Annotated in this window: 1 protein-coding gene; it reads right to left on the reverse strand. The window is 75.1% G+C overall.

What is annotated here, in order from left to right; translation table 11 throughout:
- Window positions 1-34 precede the first annotated feature (34 nt).
- A complete protein-coding gene (locus ACZ4O3_RS26170; RefSeq protein WP_467724520.1) occupies window positions 35-22102 on the reverse strand; it encodes a non-ribosomal peptide synthase/polyketide synthase in 22068 nt (7355 codons plus the stop codon).
- Between the last annotated feature and the right edge of the window lie 131 nt (window positions 22103-22233).

Here is a 22233-nt window from a genome sequence, read left to right on the forward strand (position 1 = left end):
GCTCGGTCTGCGTGGGTGGGTGCGGTGCGGGCCGTCAGTCGCGTTCCTCCGCGCGTCGTACCAGGGCCTCCAGCGCGCGGAACCAGGTCTCGGCCAGCGCCCGTACCGCGTCCTCGGTGAGGAGGTCGGCCGCGTACGCCCAGTGGGCGCCGAGTTCCGGGCCTTCGGGGCGGTCCTCGGTGAGGGCGTTGAGGGTGAGGGCGTGCGACATCGGCATGCCGGGGTCGGCGTCGAGGTCGGCGGCGGACTCCTCGGCGGCGTAGGACCAGTCGGCGTCCGCGGGCCGGTCGAAGCGGCCCATGTAGTTGAACTCGATCTGCGGTTCGCCGAGTTCGGCGAGGAGCGGGCCGGTCACGGGGTGGAGGTGGCGCAGCAGGCCGTGGCCGATACCGGCCGCGGGGAGATTGCCGAGGTGCTCCCGGATCCGGGCCACCGCCTCGTCCAGCGCGGCCCCGCCCGCGAGCGCGTCCGGTCCGGCCGTGCCCGGGTCGAGCCGTACCGGGACCACGCTGGTGAACCAGCCGACCGTACGGGACAGGTCGGCGTCGCCCGCGATCTCCTCCTCACGGCCGTGGCCCTCCAGGTCGACCAGGACCGGGCCGCCGGCGCTCGGGGCGCCCAGCGTCCGGGCCCGCCAGTCACCGACGGCCAGGGCGAACGCGGTGAGCAGGACGTCGTTGACGCTCGCCCCGAAGGCGGCCGGGGCCCGGCTGAGCAGCGGCCCGGTGACAGCGGCGGGCAGGGTCAGCGAGAGGTAGCGGGTCCGCGCGACCGTGTCCCGCGCGGGGTCCAGGGGGCGGGCCAGAGGCAGTCCGGCACCCTCGGCGAGGACGGACGTCCACCACGGCAGCTCGTCCTCGGCCGCGGGGTCGGCGGCGCGGGCGCCGAGCAGCCGCGACCAGCGGCCGAACGACAGCTCCACCGGGGCCGGTTCGGGGGTTCGGCCGCCGCGGACGGCCGCCCAGGCGGTGGCCAGGTCGGGCAGCAGCACCCGCCAGGAGACGCCGTCGGTCACCAGGTGGTGGACGAGGAGCAGCAGCCGCCCGGGACGGCCGGGACCGGCGTCGAACCAGACGGCCCGCACCATCGCCCCGGTGTCGGGGTCGAGTTCCGCCAGGGCCGTACGCGCGTGGCGGGCGATGGCGTCCCGCAGTGCGGACTCGTCGGCCAGGGCGTCGCGTACGTCGACCCGGGTGAGCCAGGTCCGCACGTCGGTGTCGGGCGCGGCCGGCACCCACAGGGCGGCCTGTGGTGCGCGGACGAGCCGGGCACGGAGCATGTCGTGCCGGGCGGCGAGCGCCCCGAGCACGCTCAGCAGGCCGGGTCCGGTGAGGTCGGCGGGGGTGCGGATCAGGGCCGCCTGGTGGTAGGCGGCGATCGGGCCGCCGCGGTCGATCAGGGCCCGCATGATCGGGGTGAGCGGGACGCTGCCGGTGCCGTCGTCGTGCGTGGCGTGCCGTTCGCCGGCTCCCAGCGGGACGGCGACGGCGGCGAGGGCCGCGACCGTGCGGTGCCGGAAGACCTGGCGGGGCGTGATCCGCAGGCCGCCGGAGCGGGCCCGGGCGACGAGTTGCATGGCGACGATGCTGTCGCCGCCGTAGGCGAAGAAGTCGTCGTCCGTGCCGACGGCCGCGGCGGGCAGCCCGAGGATGTCGGCGAACAGGTCGCGCAGGGTGTGCTCGGTGTCGTTCTCCGGGGCCCGGCCGCCGCCCGCCGCGGTGAAGTCGGGGGCGGGCAGGGCGGCCCGGTCGAGCTTGCCGTTGGACAGCAGCGGCAGCCGCTCCAGCACGACCACGGCGGCCGGGACCATGTAGTCGGGCAGGACGGCCGCGGCATGGGCGCGCAGTTCGGCGCCGGCCGCGTCGGCCGACACCGCGTAGGCGATCAACTGCCGTACGCCGGTGCGGTGTTCGCGGGTCACGACGACGCTCCGCACGACCGCCGGATGGGTGTCCAACGCGGCCTCGATCTCGGCGGGTTCGACCCGGTAGCCGCGGATCTTCACCTGGTCGTCGCTGCGGCCGGCGAACTCCAGGAGTCCCTCCTCGGTCCAGCGGGCCAGGTCGCCGGTGCGGTACATCCGCTCCCCCGGGTTGCCGAAGGGGTCCGCGACGAAGCGTTCGGCGGTCAGTGACGGGCGGCCCAGGTAGCCGCGGGCCAGGCCCGGCCCGGAGAGGTACAGCTCGCCGGTGACGCCGGGCGGGACCGGGCGCAGCGCGGTGTCCAGGACGTAGGCGCGGGAGTGGTGGACGGGGCGTCCGACGACCGGGCGGGCGCTGTCGCGGACCCGGCCGACGAGGGCGTCCACGGTGGCCTCGGTGGGACCGTAGAGGTTGACGGCCTCGGTGTCCGGGAGGGCGGCAAGCCGGTGCCACAGCGACTCGGGCACGGCCTCGCCGCCGAAGCCGACCAGTGCCAGCGGGCAGCGGCCGTCCGGGCCGATCAGCCCGCTGTCCGCCATCCGGGCGAGCAGGGACGGCGTGACCTCGACGAAGTCGATGCCCTGGTCACGGACGAACGCGGTGAGGAGCTCGGGGTCGCGGCGCGTCTCGTCGTCCGCGATGTGCAGCGCGTGCCCGTCCAGGAGCCACAGTTGCGGCTGCCAGGAGGCGTCGAAGGAGAACGACCAGGCGTGCCCGACCCGCAGGTGCCGTCGTCCGGTGCGTTCCCTGGCCAGGTCGTGCAGGTCGTGGCGGTGGCTGTGGAAGAGGTTGGCGACACCGCGCTGGGTGACGACGACCCCCTTGGGGCGGCCGGTGGAACCGGACGTGTAGATGACGTAGGCCGGGTGGTCGGGGCCGGGCGGGGTGGGCTCGGACTGCGGCAGGCCGTCCGCGGGGGCGTCCAGGAGGAGGACCGGGACCCCGGTGGCCGGCGGCAGACCGGCGGCGGTGTCCGTCGTGGCGAGGAGCAGCGCCGGGCGGGCGTCGGCGAGCGTCGCGGCCAGCCGGGCCTCGGGCAGGTCGGGATCGAGGGGCAGATAGGCGGCGCCCGCCTTCATCACCGCGAGGATCGCGACGATGTGGCCGGCGGTGCGGGGCAGCGCGAGCGCCACGATCCGCTCGGGTCCGGCGCCGTGCCCGGCCAGCGTCCACGCCAACTCGGAGCTTCGGGCGTCGAGTTCGGCGAAGGTCCAGGTGGTGCGGCCGTCGGTGACAGCGACCGCGTCCGGGGTGGCGGCGGCCTGTGTGGCGAACAACGCCGGTACCGTGCCCGGTCGTTCGGATGTCGGGAGTGCGTTGTCGTTCCAGGTCTCCAGGACGGCGTACCGGTCGGCGGAGCCGAGCAGCTCCAGCCGGCCGACGGGACCGTCCGGGTCGGCGGCCATGCCGGTGAGGAGTGCGGTCAGGGCATCGGTGATCCGTCGTACGGTGGCCGCCTCGAACAGGTCGGGGCGGAACTCGGCGGTCAGCCGCAGCCGTTCGGCGGGTTCGACGGCCCAGGCCAGTGGATAGTGGGTGGAGTCCGCGTGGTCGCGGACGGTGACGCGCGGCGCGTCCCCGGTCCCCTCGTCGTCCTCGGCCACCGGGTAGGACTCGAACACCAGCAGGGTGTCGAAGAGTTCGCCCAGTCCGGCGGCCCGCTGGATGTCGGCGAGTCCGAGGTGCTGGTGGGCGATGAGCCGGGACTGCTCGTCCTGGAGCCGCTCCAGCAGGGCGGCCGTGCTCTCGGCGGGGCGGACCCGTACCCGTACCGGGACCGTGTTGATGAACAGGCCGATCATCGCCTCGGATCCGGCGAGTTCGGGCGAGCGGCCGGCGACGGTGGCGCCGAACACCACGTCCTCGCGCCCGGTGAGCCGGCCGAGGAGCACGCCCCAGGCCGCCTGCACCAGGGTGTTGAGGGTGACGCCCCGGCTCCTGGCGAACGCCTCCAGCTCCGCGGTGCGGCCGGCGTCCAGTTCCACGGTGTGGGTGTGCGGGACGGCGGCGGCCCGGTCGGGGTCGGCGGGCGCGAGCCGGGTGGGCTCGGCGAGACCGGTGAGGGCCTCGTTCCAGGCGGCGGTGGCCGCGGCGGGGTCCTGGGCGGCCAGCAGCCGCAGATGCGCACGGTAGGGGGCGGCCGGTGCCGGGGTGCGGCCCTCGTAGCGCGCCCACAGTTCGGCGGCCAGCAGGGGCAGCGACCAGCCGTCCAGGAGCAGGTGCTGGTGGGAGAGGACCAGCCGGTGCCGGTCCTGCCCGGCCCGGGCCAGCAGCATCCGCAGCAGCGGCGGGTGTTCGAGGTCGAAGCGGCGCCGCTCCTGTTCGAGCAGCCGGGTCCAGTCCTGCGCTTCCCCGGTGAGGTCGAGCCGCCGCCACGGCAGTACGGCGGTGCGTGGTACGACGGCGACGGGCCGTCCGGAGGACAGGTGCCAAAAGCCGCCGCGCAGGTTCTCGTGGGCGTCGAGCACGGCCTGCCCGGCCGCCCGCAGCCGGTCGGGGTCCAGGGGGCCGTCGAGGTCGTAGGAGACCTGGACGGTGTAGACGTCGGGTCCCTCGTCGCCGGAGTCCAGGGCCGCGTGGAAGAGCAGGCCGGCCTGGAGCGGGGAGACGGGCAGGACGCCGGATCCGGCGGGCAGGGCGGCGAGTTCGGCACGCTCGCTGTCGGTGAGGTCGAGCAGGAGGCTCTCCTCGCGGTGTTCGGCGACGGCCGTGGCGGTCACGGTGGCCAGTCCGGCGGCCGACTTGTGCCGGAACACGTCCCGGGGGCTGAACGCCAGTCCGGCGGCGCGGGCCCGGGCGACCAGTTGCATGGCGACGATGCTGTCGCCGCCGAGGGCGAAGAAGTCGTCCTCGACGCCGACTCGTCCGAGTCCGAGCACCTCGGCGACGAGAGCGCACAGGGTCTCCTCCAGCGGGGTGCGCGGCAGGGTGTCGCCGGCCTCGGCGGCGAAGTCCGGCGCGGGCAGCGCCCGGCGGTCCAGCTTGCCGTTGGGGGTGAGCGGCAGGGCGTCGAGGGTGACCACGGCGGCCGGCACCATGTGGTCGGGCAGCGACCGGGCGGTGTGGGCCCGGAGTCCGGCGGGGTCCGTGCCGGAGCCGGCGGGGACCACGTAGGCGACGAGCCGTTCGTCGCGCAGCACGACGGTGGCGTGCGCGACGCCCGGATGGGCGGCCAGCACCGCCTCGATCTCGCCGGGTTCGATCCGGAAGCCGCGCAGCTTGACCTGGTCGTCGACACGGCCGAGGTACTCCAGCTCGCCGCTCCCGCTCCAGCGGGCCAGGTCACCGGTGCGGTACATCCGCTCCCCCGGCTCGCCGAAGGGGTCCGCGACGAACCGCTCGGCGGTCAGGCCGGGACGCCCGAGGTAGCCCCGGGCCAGCTGGACGCCCGCCAGATAGAGTTCACCGCTCACGCCGGGCGGCACCGGGTTCAGGGCGCCGTCGAGGACGTAGGTCCGGGTGTTCCACACCGGGCGGCCGATCGGCACGGCGGCCGGGTCGGCGGGCACCTCGTGGGCGGTGACGTCGACGGACGCCTCCGTGGGTCCGTACAGGTTGTGCAGGCGGGTGCCCGGCAGGACCTGGTGGAAGCGGGCGGCCAGCGGGGCGGGCAGGGCCTCGCCGCTGCACATCACCTGGCGCAGCGCGGTACGGCCGGCGGCGGCCGGTTCGTCCAGGTAGGCACGCAGCATCGACGGCACGAAGTGGGCCGTGGTGATGCGCTGCCGCTCGATCAGGCCGGCCAGGTGGACCGGGTCCTGGTGGTCCTCGGGACGGGCCAGGACCAGGGTGGCGCCGGTGATCAGCGGCCAGAAGAACTCCCACACGGACACGTCGAACCCGGCGGGGGTCTTCTGCAGCACCCGGTCGTCGGCGCCGAGTCGGTAGGTGTCCTGCATCCACAGCAGCCGGTTGACGATGCCCGAGTGCGTGACGGCGACGCCCTTGGGGCGGCCGGTGGAGCCGGAGGTGTAGATGACGTAGGCGGGACGGCGGGGGTCGTAGGCGGTGGGCAGGGGTGCGTGGGCCGGCTCGGCGGGGGTGCCGCCGGCGTCGACCGTGAGGCGGGGGACGCCGGTGCCGGGGAGGGTGACGCCTTCGGTGGTGACCAGGCAGACCGGGCGCGCGTCGGTGAGCGTGTACGCGAGTCGCTCGGCCGGGTAGCCGGTGTCCAGGGGCAGGTAGGCGGCGCCCGCGCGGTGCGCGGCGAGCAGCGTCACCACGAGTGCCGGGGAGCGCGGCAGGGCGACGGCGACCGTCGCCTCGGCTCCCGCCCCGTGCGCGGCGAGGGTGTGGGCCAGCCGCTCGACGCGCCGGTCGAGTTCCGCGTAGGTGAGCGAGGTGTCCTCGAAGACGACCGCCGTGGCCGTGGGGGTGCGGGCGGCCTGTGCGCGGAACAGCTCGGGCAGGGTGAGGTGGGGGACGTCGTGGCGGGTGTCGTTGAACTCGGTGAGGACCAGGGTGCGTTCGGCGTCGCGCAGCACCTCGAGGGTGGCGACGCGGCGGCCGGGGTCGGCGGCGACCTGTTCGAGGAGCGACTCCAGCCGGAGGGCCAGGGCCTCGGCGGTGGCGGGGTCGAACAGGTCGGCGCTGTACTCGATCCAGCCCTGGATGCCGTTGCCCTCGCCCTGCTCGACGAAGTCGAAGCTGAGGTCGAACTTGGCGCCGTCCTGGCCCACGCTCTCCCGGCGGGCCGTGAGGCCGGGCAGGACGGGTCCGGTGCGCTGCCCGGCCAGGTGGACGACCATCACCTGGAACAACGGGTGCCGGGCGAGGGAGCGTTCGGGGTTGAGGGCCTCCACCAGCCGTTCGAAGGGCAGGTCCTGGTGCTCGTAGGCGGCCAGGTCGGTCTCCCGGACGCGGGCCAGCAGTTCGGCGAAGGTGGGATCGCCGGACAGGTCGGTGCGCAGGACCAGGGAGTTGACGAAGAAACCGACGAGGTCGTCGAGTGCTTCGTCGCCGCGCCCGGAGGCGGGGGCGCCGAGCGGGATGTCCTCGCCGGCGCCGAGCCGGTGCAGCAGCGCGGCCACGGACGCCTGGGCGACCATGAACATGCTGACGCCGTGGTCGCGGGCGATGGCCCGCAGCGCGCCTTCCAGGCGGGGCGGGACGGTGAAGCCGACGGTGCCGCCGCGGCCGCTGGACTCGGCGGGGCGCGGCCGGTCCACGGGCAGGTTCAGTTCCGCCGGGAGCCCGGCCAGGGTGTCCGTCCAGTGGGCCAGCAGATCGGCGCCGGTGGCCTCCAGCAGGTCGCGCTGCCAGAGTGTGTAGTCGGCGTAACTCGCGGGCAGCGGAGCCCACTCGGGGCCGCGGCCGGCGGTCCGGGCCGCGTAGGCGGCGGAGAGGTCGGCGAGCAGCGGCCGGTCGGACCACTCGTCGGTTGCGATGTGGTGCAGGACGAGCAGCAGCACCTGTTCCCGCGGTGTGCCGGTCTCGAACAGTGCGGCCCGCAGGGGGAGTTCACGCGCGAGGTCGAAGGGGCGGGCGGCCTCGGCGGCCGGCTCGGTGTGCTGCCCGGTGCCGAGCCGGACGCGGCCCTCGGCGGGGTCCAGCACCCGCTGGTACGGCACCCCGTCCACCGCCGGGAACACGGTCCGCAGCGGCGCGTGGCGGGCGACGACGTCGTTGAGGGCGGCTTCGAGGGCGGCCCGGTCCAGCTCGCCGGTGAGACGCCAGGCGGCGGGGATGTTGTACGCGGGGTTGGGGCCCTCCACCTGGTCGAGGAGCCACAGCCGGTGCTGGGCGGAGGACAGCGGCAGCCGCTCGGGGCGCGGCCGTGCGCTGTCCAGCGCGGGCCGGCCGACGGCACGGCCCGCGTCGAGACGGGCCGCGAGCCGGGCCGGGGTCGGCGCGTCGAAGACCGTACGCAGCGAGACCTCTCCCCCGAGCGCCGCGCGGACCCGGCCGACCAGGCGCATGGCGACCAGTGAGTGGCCGCCGAGGGCGAAGAAGTCGTCGTCGGGACCGACCTGTCCGACGCCGAGCACGGCGGCGAACTCCGCGCACAGCAGTTCCTCGCGTGCGGTGCGCGGCGGCCGCCCGCCGGCACTCGCGGCGGCCGTCGGGCCGGGGGCGGGCAGGGCGGCGGTGTCGAGCTTGCCGTTGACCGTGCGGGGCAGTGCGCCGAGGGCGACGAAGGCGGCGGGCACCATCGGCGCCGGCAGCGCGGCCTCGGCATGGGCGCGCAGTTCGGCCGGGTCGGGCACCTGCCCGCTCGTCCGGTCCCCGACGACGTAGGCGACCAGGCGGGGTGAGCCGGGCCGGTCCTCGCGGACGACGACGGCCGCGGCGGCGACGGCGGGGTGGCCGACGAGCACGGCCTCGACCTCGCCAGGTTCGATCCGGAAGCCGCGCAGCTTGACCTGGTCGTCGGCGCGGCCGAGGAAGACGAGGGTGCCGTCGGGCCGGCGGCGCACCAGGTCGCCGGTGCGGTACATGCGCGCGCCGGGCGTGGTCGCGTACGGGTCGGCGACGAACCGCCCGGCGGTCAGGCCGGGACGGCCCAGGTAGCCGCGGGCCAGTCCCTCGCCCGCGAGGTACAGCTCGCCGGGCACCCCGGCGGGGGTGGGCCGCAGCCGGTCGTCGAGGACATGGGCGCGGATGTTGTCCAGCGGGGCGGCCCAGTCGGCGGCCTGGCCGGTGCCCGGGGCGTGGTGCCAGCCGTAGGCGTCGACCGCGCACTCGGTGGGTCCGTACAGGTCGTGCACGGCGGTGTCGGGCAGGGCGGTCAGGCGCCGCCACAGGGCGGGCGGGGTGGCCTCTCCGCCGACGGCGACGACGGCCGGGACCGGGCCGGTGCCGTCGGCCGCGAGGAAGCCATGGTGCAGCAGTTCGCGCAGATAGGTGGGGGTGAGGTCGACGAAGTCGATGTCCGAGTCGGCAAGCCGGCGCAGCAGGGCCGCGGGGTCGAGCATGGTCGGCTCGTCCACGACGTGCAGTTCGTGCCCGGCGAGGAGCCACAGCAGCGGTTCCCAGGAGCCGTCGAAGCTGAAGGAGGCGGCGTGGATCGCGCGCAGCGTCTCCCGCCCGGTGTCGCGGACGGCGGGCTCGATCAGGTCGCGCAGATGGGCTGCGTAGAGGTTGCCCAGTCCGCGGTGGGTGCCGATGACGCCCTTGGGGCGGCCCGTGGAGCCGGAGGTGTAGATGGTGTACGCGGCCTGGAGTGGGTGCGGGGCCGGGGCGGTGCGGGCCGGTCCGGCCATCGGCCATGGCGCGTCGAGGAGCAGCCGTGGTACGGCCGGGGCGTCCGGAAGGCGCACGGCGAGCGCGGAGATGGTGAGCACGCACGCCGGGGCCGCGTCGGTGAGCATGAACTCCAGGCGCTCCGCCGGGTGTTCGGGGTCGAGGGGAAGGTAGGCGGCGCCCGCGGCGAGGACGCCGAGGAGCGCGGGCACCATCTCCTGGCGGGGCAGGGCGAGTCCGACGACCGTGCCGGGACCGGCGCCGTGGGCGCGCAGCCGTTGCGCCAGCGCCTGGACCTGTCCGTGGAGTTCGGCGAACGTGGTGCGGCGCGGGGTGCCGGAAGGGCCGGTGACCAGGGCCGTACGGGCGGGGTGGCGGCAGGCGGTGTCGGCGAGGATCTCGGGGACGGAGCGGGTCTCCGCCGGGTGCGCGGTGTCGTTCCAGGCGCCGGTGGCGTTCGCCAGCTCGTCCGGCGTCAGGATGTCCAGGTCCGCGAGCGGGGCGTCCGGGGTGCGGGCGGCCCGGTCGAGGAGGAGGACGAGCCGCTCGGCGAGCAGCGCGGCCGTCCCGGGGTCGGCGAGGTCGGTGGCGTACTCCAGCAGGAGCGTGATGCGGCCGGAGACGTCGGACTCGTCGACGAAGGTGAAGTCGAGGTCGAACTTGGCGGTGCCGGTGGCCATGTCGTACCACTCGGCGGGCAGTCCGAGCAGGGTGTCCGGGTCGCCGTCGGGCCGGTGGTGGTAGCCGAGCATGACCTGGAAGAGGGGGTTGCGTCCGGCGGCGCGGGGCGGGTTGACGGCCTCCACCACCCGGTCGAAGGGCACGTCCTGGTGCTCGAAGGCGGCCAGCGACGACTCCCGCACCCGGGCCAGCAGCTGACGGAAGGTCAGCTCTTCGCCGTCGGCGCTGGAGAGGTCCGTGCGCAGGACGAGGGTGTTGACGAAGAAGCCGACCAGGTCGTCCAGTCCGCTGTCGGTGCGGCCGGCGATGGGGGCGCCCAGCGGGATGTCGTCGCCCGCTCCGAGCCGGTGCAGCAGGGCGGCGGTGGCCGCCTGGAGCAGCATGAACATGCTGGTGCCGGTGGCGGTGGAGAGATCGCGCAGGGCTCGGCCGGTGTCCGCGGGCACCGCCCGGCGTACGGTGCCGCCGCGGCCGGAGGGCTCGGCCGGGCGGGTCCGGTCCAGGGGCAGGGCCAGTTCCGCGGGGGCGCCGCGCAAGGTCTCGGTCCAGTAGACGAGTTGCCGCTCCCCGAACAGGTCGAGGAGGCGGTCCTGCCACAGGGTGTAGTCGGCGTACTGCACGGGCAGCGGCGCCCAGTCCGGGGCCGTGTCCGCGCGGCGGGCCGCGTAGGCGGTGTCGAGGTCGGCGAGGAAGGGCCGGTCGGACCACTCGTCGGTGGTGATGTGGTGCAGGACGACGGCCACCACGTGCTCGTCAGCACCGAGCCGGAACACCTGGCAGCGCAGCGGGAGTTCGGCGGTGAGGTCGAAGGGGCGGCGCTGCGCGGCCTCGATCAGCGCGGGCAGGTCGTCCTCACGGGCGTCGGTGACGGTGAGGGCCGGCTCCGCCTCGCCGGCCGGGACGATCCGCTGGTACGGCTCCGAATCGTGGGCGGGGAACACCGTGCGCAGGGCCTCGTGGCGGCCCGCCACGTCCCGCAGGGCGGCACGCAGGGCCTCGGTGTCGAGGTCCCCGCGCAGCCGCAGGACCAGCGGGAAGTGGTAGGCGACGCCGCTGCCGGTGATCTGTTCGACGAGCAGCATCCGGCGCTGGGCCGGGGACAGCGGGATGCGGTCGGGGCGGTCGGTCACCGCGGTGACGGGCGGCCGGGCCGGGCCGGCGGCACCGACCCGGGCGGCGAGCCGGGCCGGGGTGGGCGCCTCGAAGAGGTCACGGATGGCGAGTTCGGCGCCCAGCTCGGTGCGGGCCCGGCTGACCAGGCGGGTGGCGAGCAGCGAATGGCCGCCCAGGTCGAAGAAGTTGTCCTCGGCGCCGGCCGCCGGCAGCCCCAGCACCTCCGCGAACAGGCGGCACAGCACCTCTTCCTGCGGGGTGCGGGGGCCGCGCCCGCCGCCGAGGGCGACGGCGGGTTCGGCCTCGGGCAGGGCCCGGACGTCGAGCTTGCCGTTGGCGTTCATGGGCAGGCCGTCGACGGTGACGAAAGCGGCCGGAACCATGTACGCGGGCAGCTCACGGCCGAGGTCCTCGCGCAGCCTGCGGACCAGGGCGCTGGTCTCGCGGGCCGCGGTGGGGTCGTTGGCGTAGGGTTCGCTGCCGCCGCCGGGGCGAAACAGGCCGTCGGTGAGGCGGTGTTCGGCGGGCTCGCCGGTGAGGAAGACGGCGTCGTACGTGCCGGTCCGTGCCGACCAGGTGGTCAGCACCCGGTGTCCGGCGGCCGCGCCGAGCGCGTGCAGGGTCTCGGGGTCGACGCCGTCCTCGGCGGTCCGGCCGTCCGGGATGCCGGTCACGCGCAGGGCCGCGGGCGGCTCGGCGCGCGAGCGGTCGCCTCGCCGGCCGGCCGGCCCGGAACCGGCCGACAGGAGCCGGCCGACGGCTTCGGAGGTCCAGCCGCCGCGGGCGAGTTCACCCACGGTGTGGGCGGTGGTCCATTCGACCGTCGGGGCTTCGCCCAGCCGCACGTCTGGCTCACCCGCGTACAGGACGACGTCGTAGCGGTGCCGGGTCAGTTCGTTGTGGTGCCGGCCGCGCTTGGTGCGCAGGTCGACGCCGTGGCCGAGGGTGGTGAAGAAGTCGGGGTCGACCAGGAGTTCCTTCTCCAGGCGCAGCCCGCGTTCCACGGCCCGCTCCAGCTCGCCGTCCGCCGTGCCCCGCGCGTGCTGGATCTCGGTGTGGAAGGTGCGGGCGAGCCGCAGGTTGCGGACGTCGCCGATGAAGAGGGCACCGCCGGGTGCGAGCAGCGCCATGGCGCCGTCGATGACCGAGGCGAGGTACTCGATGCTCGGGAAGTACTGGACGACGGAGTTGACGACGATCGTGTCGAAGTAGTCGGCGGGCAGGCCGCCGAGATCGTCGGCGGGACGGCAGCGCAGCTCGACCCTGGCCGCCAGCTCCGGGTCCCCGGCGCGCAGTTCGGCGCCGATCTTCCGGATGACGGGGGCGGCGAAGTCGGTCGCCCAGTAGGCCTCGGCCTCCGGGGCGAGCCGGGAGAGCAACAGGCCGGAGCCGACGCCGATCTCGAGGACGCGGCGCGGGTTCAGCGAGCGGATACGGGCGAGGGTGGCCTCGCGCCACTCGTGCATCTGCTCGAAGGGGATGGGCTGTCCGTCGTAGGAGCTGTCCCAGCCGTCGTACTGCTCGGTGAAGACGGCGGTGCCGATCTCCTCGTACTCGTCGGAGTAGATCTCCCGCCACTCCCCGACCTGTGCGGCCTCGGCGGCGGTGCGTTCGCCCCTGCCGGCGCCGGACGGCACGACATAGCCGACGAGGCGTTCGTCGCGGACCACCACGGCGGCCTGGGAGACCAGGGGGTGGCGGCTCAGGGCGGTCTCGATCTCGCCGGGTTCGACGCGGTAGCCGCGGATCTTGACCTGGTCGTCGGTGCGGCCGAGGAAGCCGAGGTTGCCGTCGGGGCCCCGCCGCACCAGGTCGCCGGTGCGGTACATGCGCTCGCCGGGCGCGCCGAACGGGTCGGCGACGAACCGTTCGGCGGTCAGGCCCGGCCGGTCGAGGTAGCCGCGGGCCAGGCCGATGCCGGCGACGTACAGCTCGCCGGGCACGCCCTCGGGCACCGGCCGCAGCCAGGAGTCCAGGATGTGGGCGCGGGTGCCGCGGATCGGCTTGCCGACGGTCGGGGTGGCGCTGTCGAGGGTGCCGCCGCCGAGGGTGTTGATGGTGTACTCGGTGGGCCCGTACAGGTTGTAGCCGTAGGTGCCCTCGGTGTCGCGCAGGGCCGTCCAGACGGTCTCCGGGACGGCTTCGCCGCCGAGCAGCACCAGCGGCGGGACGTGGCCCTCCAGCAGGCCCTGCTCGATGAGGAGCCGGGCGTAGGTGGGGGTCACGTTGACGACGTCGACGCGGTGGTGTCGGCAGTAGGTGACCAGCGCCTCGGCGTCGCGCCGCAACTCCTCGTCGCACACGTGCACTTCGTGGCCCCCGACCAGCCAGAGCAACTCCTCCCACGACATGTCGAAGGCGAAGGACACGGTGTGCGCGATCCGCAGCCGCCGTCCGCCGGCCGCCGCGATGGACGGTCCGAAGATCTCCTTCTGGTGGTTGAGCTGCATGTTCGTCAGTCCCCGGTAGGGGGTGACGACGCCCTTGGGTCGGCCGGTGGAGCCGGAGGTGTAGATGACGTAGGCGGGGTGTTCGAGGCTGAAACGGCGGTGCACGGGGGTGTCCGGCAGCCCGGCCAGCTCCCCCTCGGTGTCCGGGTCGTCGAGCAGTACCCGGGTCATGTCGCCGTCCAGCGTGGCCGATACGGCCGTGTTGCTGAGCAGCAGCAGCGGGCGGGCGTCGGCCAGCGTCAGGGAGAGCCGGTCGGCCGGGTGGTCCAGCTCCAGCGGCAGATAGGCGGCGCCCGTGCGCAGTACGGCGAACAGGGCGACGACCATGTCGAGGGAGCGCGGCAGGGCGAGGGCGACGATCCGCTCGGGGCCCGCGCCGCGCTCCGTCAGCAGCCGGGCCATGCGGTTGACGGCGGCGTCGAGTTCGGCGTAGGTCAGGGTGCGCTCGCCGAAGACCAGGGCGCGGGCGTCCGGGGTGCGGGCGGCCTGGGCTGCCAGCAGGTCGGCGATGGTGTCCTCGGGGTCCGCGACCCGCCCGGCGGCCCACTCCTCGCGCAGCGCCGCGTGTTCGGCGGGCAGCAGGGGGTCCAGGGAGCCGACGGGGGCCGTCAGGTCGGCGGTGAGGCGGTCCAGGAGCAGGGCGAAGCGGTCCAGGAGGTCCTGCGCGCGGTCCGCGGGGACGAGGTCGGGCCGGTGGGTGAGGGTGACCGCGATCCGGTGACCCGGGGTGACGACGAGGTTGGCCGGGTAGTGGGTGGCGTCGACGTTGGCGACGGCGGTGGCGCCGTGCCGGGTGCGCAGCCGGGCCAGCCGGTCCTCGGTGTCGTTGTTGCGGAGCACGAACAGGGTGTCGAAGAGCTTGCGGTGCCCGGTCTCGGCCTGGAGCACGCCGAGGCTGAGGTGTTCGTACGGCATCAGGTCGAGCCGCTCGCCCTGGATGCGGCGGAGCAGGCCGAGGACCGGCTCGGCGGGGTCGAACACGATCCGGGTCGGGACCGTGTTGAGGAACAGGCCGATGATGTTCCCGACGTCGTGGACCTCGCTGGGCCGGCCGGCCACCGTCGTGCCGAACACGATGTCGGGGCGGCCGGTGGCGGAGGCGAGGGTGAGGCCCCAGGCCGCGTTGAGCAGGGTGTTCAGGGTGAGGCCGTGGGCGCGGCCGGTCTCCCGCAGCCGGTCGCCGAGTGCGGCGGTCAGGCGTACCCCGAGCTGCTCGGGGATGACCGGTTCGAGGCCGTCCGCGGCCGTCGGCGCGAGCAGGGTGGGCTCCTCCAGGCCGCCCAGGGCGGTGCGCCAGGCGGCGGTGGCGGCGGCGTCGTCCTGCTGGTCCAGCCAGGTCAGGTAGTCCCGGTAGCTGCCGGGCGCGGCCAGTGCGCCGGCGTCGCCGCCGGTCTCGTACAGCGCGAACAGTTCGTCGAGGAGGAGCCAGGCCGACCAGCCGTCCCAGAGGATCAGGTGGCGGCCGACGACCAGCCGGTCGCCTCGCTCGGCGCCGAGGCGGAGCAGGAGCAGCCGGAACAGCGGGGGCGCGCACAGGTCGAACCGCCGGTTGCGCTCGGCGTCGGTCAACTCCCGCACACAGAGGTCCTGTTCGGCCGCCGAGAGGTGGGCGAGGTCGACCTCCGTCAGCGGGATGCCCGGGTCCTCGACGATGAACTGCACCGGCCGGTCCAGGCCTTCGCTGGTGAAGCCGGCGCGCAGGCCGGGGTTGCGGTCGAGCAGCGTGCGGACCGCGGCGCGCAGCCGGGCCGTGTCCAGCCGGGTGGCGAAGTCGAAGGTCTCGTGGACGGTGTAGACGTCCAACGCGCCCTGGTCATAGGCCGAGTGGAAGAACAGGCCCTCCTGGAGGGGGGCCAGCGGCCAGACGTCGGCGACGGCCGCCGGGGCGGCGAGGGCGCGGACGCGGGCCTGCTCGGCGTCGGTGAGGGTGAAGGCGGCGGCCGAAGTGGCGGCCGTGGCGGTGCCGGTGTTGGCCGCGAGGGCGGCGGGCGTGCGGTGGGTGAACACGTCGCGCGGGCTGAGGCCGAGGCCGGCGGCCCGGGCCCGGCTCGCGACGCCGATGGAGCTGATGCTGTCGCCGCCGAGCCGGAAGAAGTCGTCGTCCGGGCCGACGTCGGCGATGCCGAGGACGCCCGCGAAGATGTCGGTGAGCTGCCGTTCCAGGGGGCCGGCGGGCTCGCGGCGGGCGGCGCGTCCTGCCTCGGGAGCGGGGAGTGCGGCTTGGTCGAGCTTGCCGCTCGGGGTGAGCGGCAGGTCGTCGAGGACGACGTACGCTTCCGGGACCAGGGGGGCGGGCAGCGCGTCCGCGAGCGCGGCACGCAGTTCGGCCGGGTCGGCGACGGCACCGGCGGCCGGGACCGCGTAGGCGACCAGGCGCTGGTCGCGGACGACGACGGCACCGCGCGCCACCGCCGGGTGCCCGGTCAGCGCGGCCTCGATCTCGCCGGGTTCGATCCGGTTTCCGCGCAGCTTGACCTGCCGGTCGGTACGGCCCAGGTAGTCGAGGGTGCCTTCCGGGCGGCGGCGCACCAGGTCACCCGTGCGGTACATCCGGGCGCCTGGGGTGGCCGCGTACGGGTCGGCGACGAAGCGGTCGGCGGTGAGCGCGGGGCGCCGGTGGTAGCCGCGGGCCAGCTGGACGCCGGTCAGGTACAGCTCGCCGGGGACGCCGTCGGGCACCGGGCGCAGGCCGGAGTCCAGCACGCGCAGGCCGGTGTTCCACACGGCCCGGCCGATGGGCACGGTGGTGTCGGGTGCGCCGTCGAAGGTGTGGTGGGTCACGTCGACGGCGGCCTCGGTGGGACCGTACAGGTTGTGCAGCGGGACGCCGGTCAGCTCGTGCCAGCGGGCCGCCGTCTGTCCGGGCAGCCCTTCGCCGCTGCTGAGGACCCGGCGCAGGCTGCCCGCCCACGCGGGGTCCGCGGTGACCTCCTCGGAGGCGAGGAACGCCTCCAGCATGGACGGGACGAAGTGCGCCGTCGTCACGTTCTCGGCCCGGATCAGCCGGGCGAGGTAGGCGGGGTCACGGTGCCCGTCGGGGGCGGCGAGGACGACGGCGGCGCCCTCGTGCAGCGCCCAGAAGAACTCCCAGACACTGACGTCGAAACTCGCCGGTGTCTTCTGCAGCACCCGGTCGTCGGCGCCGAGCCGGTAGGCACCCTGCATCCAGGCGAGCCGGTTGCCGATGGCGCGGTGCGTGACGACGACGCCCTTGGGGCGGCCGGTGGAGCCGGAGGTGTAGATCAGGTAGGCGGGGTGGTCGGGGGTGAGCGGCACGCCCCGGGGTGTGTCCGGAAGGTCCGCGCCCTCCTCGCCCCCCTCCGCGTACAGGATGTCCAGGCCGTCCGGGTCCGGCAGGCGTACGGCGTCCCGGGCGGTGGTGACGACGGTCCGGGCGCCGGAGTCGCTGAGCATGTACGCGATGCGGTCGGCCGGGTAGTCGAGGTCGACGGGCAGATAGGCGGCGCCCGCCTTGAGCACGCCGAGCAGGGCCACCATCAGTTCCGCCGAGCGCGGCACGGCGACGGCGACGAACTGCTCGGGTCCCGCTCCCCGGGCCCGCAGCCGTCGGGCCAACGCTTCGGCGCGGGCGTCGAGTTCGGCGTAGCTGAGGGTGGTGTCCGCGAAGACGACGGCGGTGGCGCCGGGGGTGCGGGCGGTCTGCGCGGCGATGGCGTCGGGCAGGGTGACCGCGGGCACGGTGTGCCGCTCGCCCTCGGGGTGGGCCCGCTCGGCCGGGGTGCGCAGGTCGAGGGCGGCCACCGGACGGGCGGTGTCGTCGGCGAGGGCGTCCAGGACCAGGGTGAGCCGGCCGGCGAGGAGCCCGGCGGCGTCGGCGGAGAGCCGGCCGGTGTGGTGCTTGAGGCGCAGGTCGAGTCGGCGGCCGGGCTTGACGATCAGGGCCAGCGGATAGTGCACGGCGTCGTGGAAGGCGTGCCCGGTCAGCCGGATGGTGCCGGTGGGGTCGGTGAGGTTCGAGTCGGCGGGGTAGTTCTCGAACACCACGAGGGTGTCGAAGAGTTCGCCGCCGCCCGGGTGTCCGGCGGCCCGCTGGATCTCGGCGAGGCCGAGGTGCTGGTGGTCCAGAAGGGCGCTCTGCTCCCGCTGGAGCCGTTCCAGGACGGCGCCGAGGGTGTCGGCGGGCGTCCAGCTGAGCCGGGTGGGCAGGGTGTTGATGAAGAGGCCGATCATCGACTCGATGCCCGGCACGGCGGCGTCACGGCCGGAGACGGTGGTGCCGAACAGCACGTCCTGGCGGCCGGTGAGGCCGGCCAGCAGCAGGCCCCAGGCGGCCTGGACGACGGTGCCGAGGGTGACGCCGTGCTCACGGGCGCGGGCGGTGAGGCGGGCGGTGGTGCGCTCGGGCAGCTCGATGCGGATCTGGGCGGGCTCGATCGGCCCGGTGGCGGGGGTCTCGACCAGGCGGGTGGGCTCGTCGATCCCGGCCAGGGCGGATCGCCAGGCGTGCCGGGCGGCCTCGCGGTCGGCGCGGGCGATGCGGGCCAGGTGGCCGCGCAGCGGGGCGACTTCGGGCAGCGCGGTGGGCTCGGCGCCGTACAGGGCGAGGAGTTCGCGGTGCAGGACGGGCAGCGACCAGCCGTCGGCGACGATGTGGTGGAAGGTCAGGACCAGTCGGCCGCGGTCCGGGGCGAGGCGGACCAGGGCGCAGCGCACCAGCGGCGGGTGGGCGAGGTCGAAGCGGCGGGCGCGCTCGTCGGCGGCGACGGCCTCGGCGAGTCCCGCGCGGACGGCGGGATCCTGGGCGGCGAGGTCGACCTCGCGCCACGGCACGTCGAGGCCGGTGGCGACGATCTGGACGGGGCGGCCGCCCGGGAGCCGGCGGAAGCAGGCCCGTAGCGGGGCGTGCCGGTCGAGCAGCCGCCGGGCGGCCTGCCGGAGCAGGTCGCCGTCGACGGGTCCGGCGAGTTCGATCACCTGCTGGACCACGTAGGCGTCGTGCTCGCCGCCGTCCACCAGGGCGTGGAAGTAGAAGCCCTCCTGGAGCGGGCCGAGCGGCAGGACCTCGGCGACGGTGAGCGGGTTCTGGCCCTGGAGCGCCGCGAGTTCCTCGGCGGTCGGGGCGTCCCAGGGCAGCTCGGCGGTGTCCTCGGTGCTCGCGTCGGCGGTGCGGGCGACGGTGGCGAGCTGGGCGACCGTACGGTGCCGGAACACGTCGCGCGAGGTCAGCTCCAGGCCGCCCCGGCGGGCCAGGACCAGTAGCTGGATGGCGACGATGCTGTCGCCGCCGAGCGCGAAGAAGTCGTCGTCGACGGTGACCGAGGACACCCGCAGGACGCGTGCGTACAGGTCGCACAGCAGGCGTTCCCGCTCGGTGCGCGGGGCGCGGCCCGCGCTGAGCAGGCCGTGGTCCGGGGCGGGCAGGGCGGCCGAGTCGAGCTTGCCGCTGGGGGTGACGGGCAGCCGGTCCAGCGGGACCAGGCCGGCCGGGACCATGTACTCGGGCAGGAACTCGGCTGTGTGCGAGCGCAGTTGGGCCATCAGCGCGCCCACGTTGCGGAACGGCGCCGGCCGGTTGGCGTGCGGGTGGTCCTGTGCGGGGCGGTAGAGCGGGCCGAGCGGGGTGTCTTCGCCGAGCGCGAACACCGCGTCGAAACTGCCGTCGTCGGCGTCCGCGGTCCAGGTGAGGGCGGCCCGCAGGCCGTGCCGGGCGGCGGTCTCGTGCACGGTCTCGGGGTCGACGCCGGGGCCGCCGGTGCGGCTGGAGTCGTCGAGGGTGCCGCGGGCGGCCAGGTCGGGGGCGAGGCGGGCGTTGGGGATGCCGGTGACGCGCAGCCGTGCCGGTCGGTCCGGGGCGGTCAGCCGCTCGGCGAGGGCCTCGGGGGTGCCCAGGGCCGACCAGGGGACCTCGTTCGCGGGGTCGGTGGGGACCTCGGCCGGGTCGCCGGTGGAGGTCGTGGCGGCCGGGCGCAGGACGACGTCGTAGCGGTAGCGGGTCAGCTCGTTGTGGTGGGTGCCGCGCTTGATCCGCACCTCGGCGGTGCAGCCGTCCAGGGCCGCGAAGTAGTCCGGGTCGACGAGGAGTTCGCCCTCCCAGGCGACGGCCCGGTCGACGGCGGCACGCAGGGCCTCCTTGTCGTCCGTGCCGGCCCGTCCCGTCTCGATGGCCGCGCTCAGGGTCCGCAGCAGCCGCAGGTTCCGTACGTCGCCGATGAACAGCGCGCCACCGGGCGCGAGGAGCCGGAGGGCCGAGCGAAGGACGTCGGTGAGGTAGCCGGCGCCCGGGAAGTACTGGATGACGGAGTTGAGGACGATCGTGTCGAAGGTGCCCTCCGGCAGGCCGGTCAGCTCGTGCGCGGGCCGGGCCAGCAGGGTGACCCTGCCGGCCAGTTCGGGTACGGCCTCGACCTGGGCGCGCAGGGCGCGCACGGCTTCCTCGGAGAGGTCGGTGCCGACGTACCCGTCGCAGCCCGGGGCGATCCGGGACAGCAGCAGTCCGCTGCCGACGCCGATCTCCAGGACGTGGCGGGGCCGCAGTTCCCGGATCCGGTCGACGGTCGCGTCCCGCCACTCGCGCAGGTCGGCGAGGGGGATGGGCAGCCCGTCGTACATGCTGTTCCAGCCCGCGAAGTTCTCCTCGAAGCCGTCCGAACCGGCGGCGGAGTAGAGGAGTTCGTGCAGGTCCTTCCAGTCGGACACGGCCTCGTCGGCCCCGGCGGCTTCCAGGGAGGGCACGACGTAGGCGGCGAGCCGGCGGTCGCCCGGGCGGTCCTCGCGGACCACGACGGCGGCCTGGTCGACGGCGGGGTGGGCGCGCAGCACCGACTCGATCTCGCCGGGCTCGATACGGAAGCCGCGGATCTTGACCTGGCCGTCGGCCCGGCCGTGGAACTCCAGCCGCCCGTCCGCCTTCCAGCGGACCAGGTCGCCGGTGCGGTAGAGGCGCTCGCCGGGCGCGCCGAACGGGTCGGCGACGAACCGCTCGGCGGTGAGCGCGGGCCGGCCGAGGTAGCCGCGGGCGAGTCCGGCGCCGCCGAGGTACAACTCCCCCACCACACCGGCCGGTACCGGCCGCAGCCGGTCGTCCAGGACGTAGGCGCGGGTGCCTGGGTCCGGGACGCCGATGGGCACGATGGTCCCGGCCGGGGTGTCCGGATCGCACAGTCCGAGCGTGGAGTTGGTGGTGGCCTCGGTGGGGCCGTAGGCGTTGAACATCATCCGGCCGCGCGCGTACCGCCCGACCAGTTCCGGCGAGACCCGCTCGGTGCCCGCCAGCAGGGTCGCCCCGGACGGGAGCCGTACGTCCTCCGGCATGGCGGCCAGCAGCGCGGGCGGCAGGATCATGAAGGTGATGCCGTGCTCGTTCGCGTAGTCGGCGAGCGGCGCGCCGGGCACCCGGCGGTCGGCGGGCACGACGACCAGCCGGCCGCCGGAGAGCAGGCCGAGGCACAGGTCCCAGAAGGCCACGTCGAAGCTGGGCGAGGCGAACTGCAGGACCCGGCTGTGCGGGCCGATCCCGAACCGTTCGCGCTGGGTGGCGACCAGTTTGGCGACGCCGGCGTGGGAGAGCACCACGCCCTTGGGGCGGCCGGTGGAGCCGGAGGTGTAGATGACGTACGCGGCGTGTGCCACGGTCAGCCCGGCGGCGGCCGCGGGGTCGTGTTCGGGGTGACCGGCGAGTTCGGCGCGGGTCTCCGGGGCGTCGAGGACCAGCAGGTCCTGGCCCGGTGGCAGGTCGGGGACCGTCTCGGCGGTGGTGACGAGGCAGACCGGCCGGGCGTCGTCGAGCATGTAGGCGATGCGGTCGGCCGGGTAGTCGGTGTCGACGGGCAGGTAGGCGGCGCCCGCCTTCAGCACGGCGACCTCGGCCACGATCATGTCGGCCGAGCGCGGGACGGCGAGGGCCACCACCCGCTCGGGCCCGGCCCCCCTGGCCACCAGGGCGTGCGCCAACCGGGCTGCCCGGGCGTCGAGTTCGGCGTAGGTGAGGCGGACGTCCTCGTGGATCAGGGCCACCTCGTCGGGGCGGGCGGCCACCTGGTCGGCGAACATGCGCGGCCAGGTGAGCGCGGGTACGCAGTGCGCGGTGTCGTTCCACTCGACGAGGATCCGGTGCCGTTCGTCCTCGCCGAGGAGGTCCAGGGCGGCGACCGGGGTGTCGGCCCGGTCGAGGGCCGCGGCGAGCAGGGTGGCGTAGTGGCCGAGGACGCGGTCGACGGTGGCGGCCTCGAAGAGGTCGGGGTCGTAGTCCGCGCGCAGTTCCCCGTCGGCCACGGACAGCGCCAGGTCCAGTGGGCCGCCCTGTTCCCAGGGCGCGCTGCCGAAGCCGGTGGCGCACAACAGGGCGCCACCGCGGCCGGGTTCGGGAGCGAGCAGCCGCAGCAGGTCGGCGGTCGGCAGCCGGTGGGCGGCGGCCTCCGCGCCGGCGGCCGTGACGCCTGCGCGGAGTTGGGCGAAGGTCAGGCCGCCGGCCACCGTGAGGCGCAGGGGGAGCCCGTCGTACGCGACGGTCATCTCGGTCGCGGGGGCGGCGCCGTAGCGGTGCAGGAGGGCCACGAAGGCGGCGAGCCGGGTCGCCTCGTCGGCGGTGGTCCGCAGCGCCGCCGTGCGGCGGCCCGGCCGGCCTCGTTCCCGCGACCGGGGCGGGTGGGGGAAGTCGTGCGGCAGCGCGGTCTCCGGTGCCGGTGCGGCGAACCTCTGCCGCCAGTACTCCTCGGTGGTGCCCACCCTCGTCGCCGGATTCGCGGAAGCCGGAATCGCCGAAGTGGGTGCGGAAGATCGCGTGTTGCCCGACACAGCTGCCCGTGCCTCCCCATAGGTGTGGAACGGCTCAGCGGAGCCGCGACCGCTCGCATAGTAAGGTAAGGGTTACCTAACTCAACAGTGTCGATGCGGTTTTGGCGATCCACGTCACAGCAACTGAGGTT

The organism is Streptomyces sp. NPDC026515, assembly GCF_055567595.1.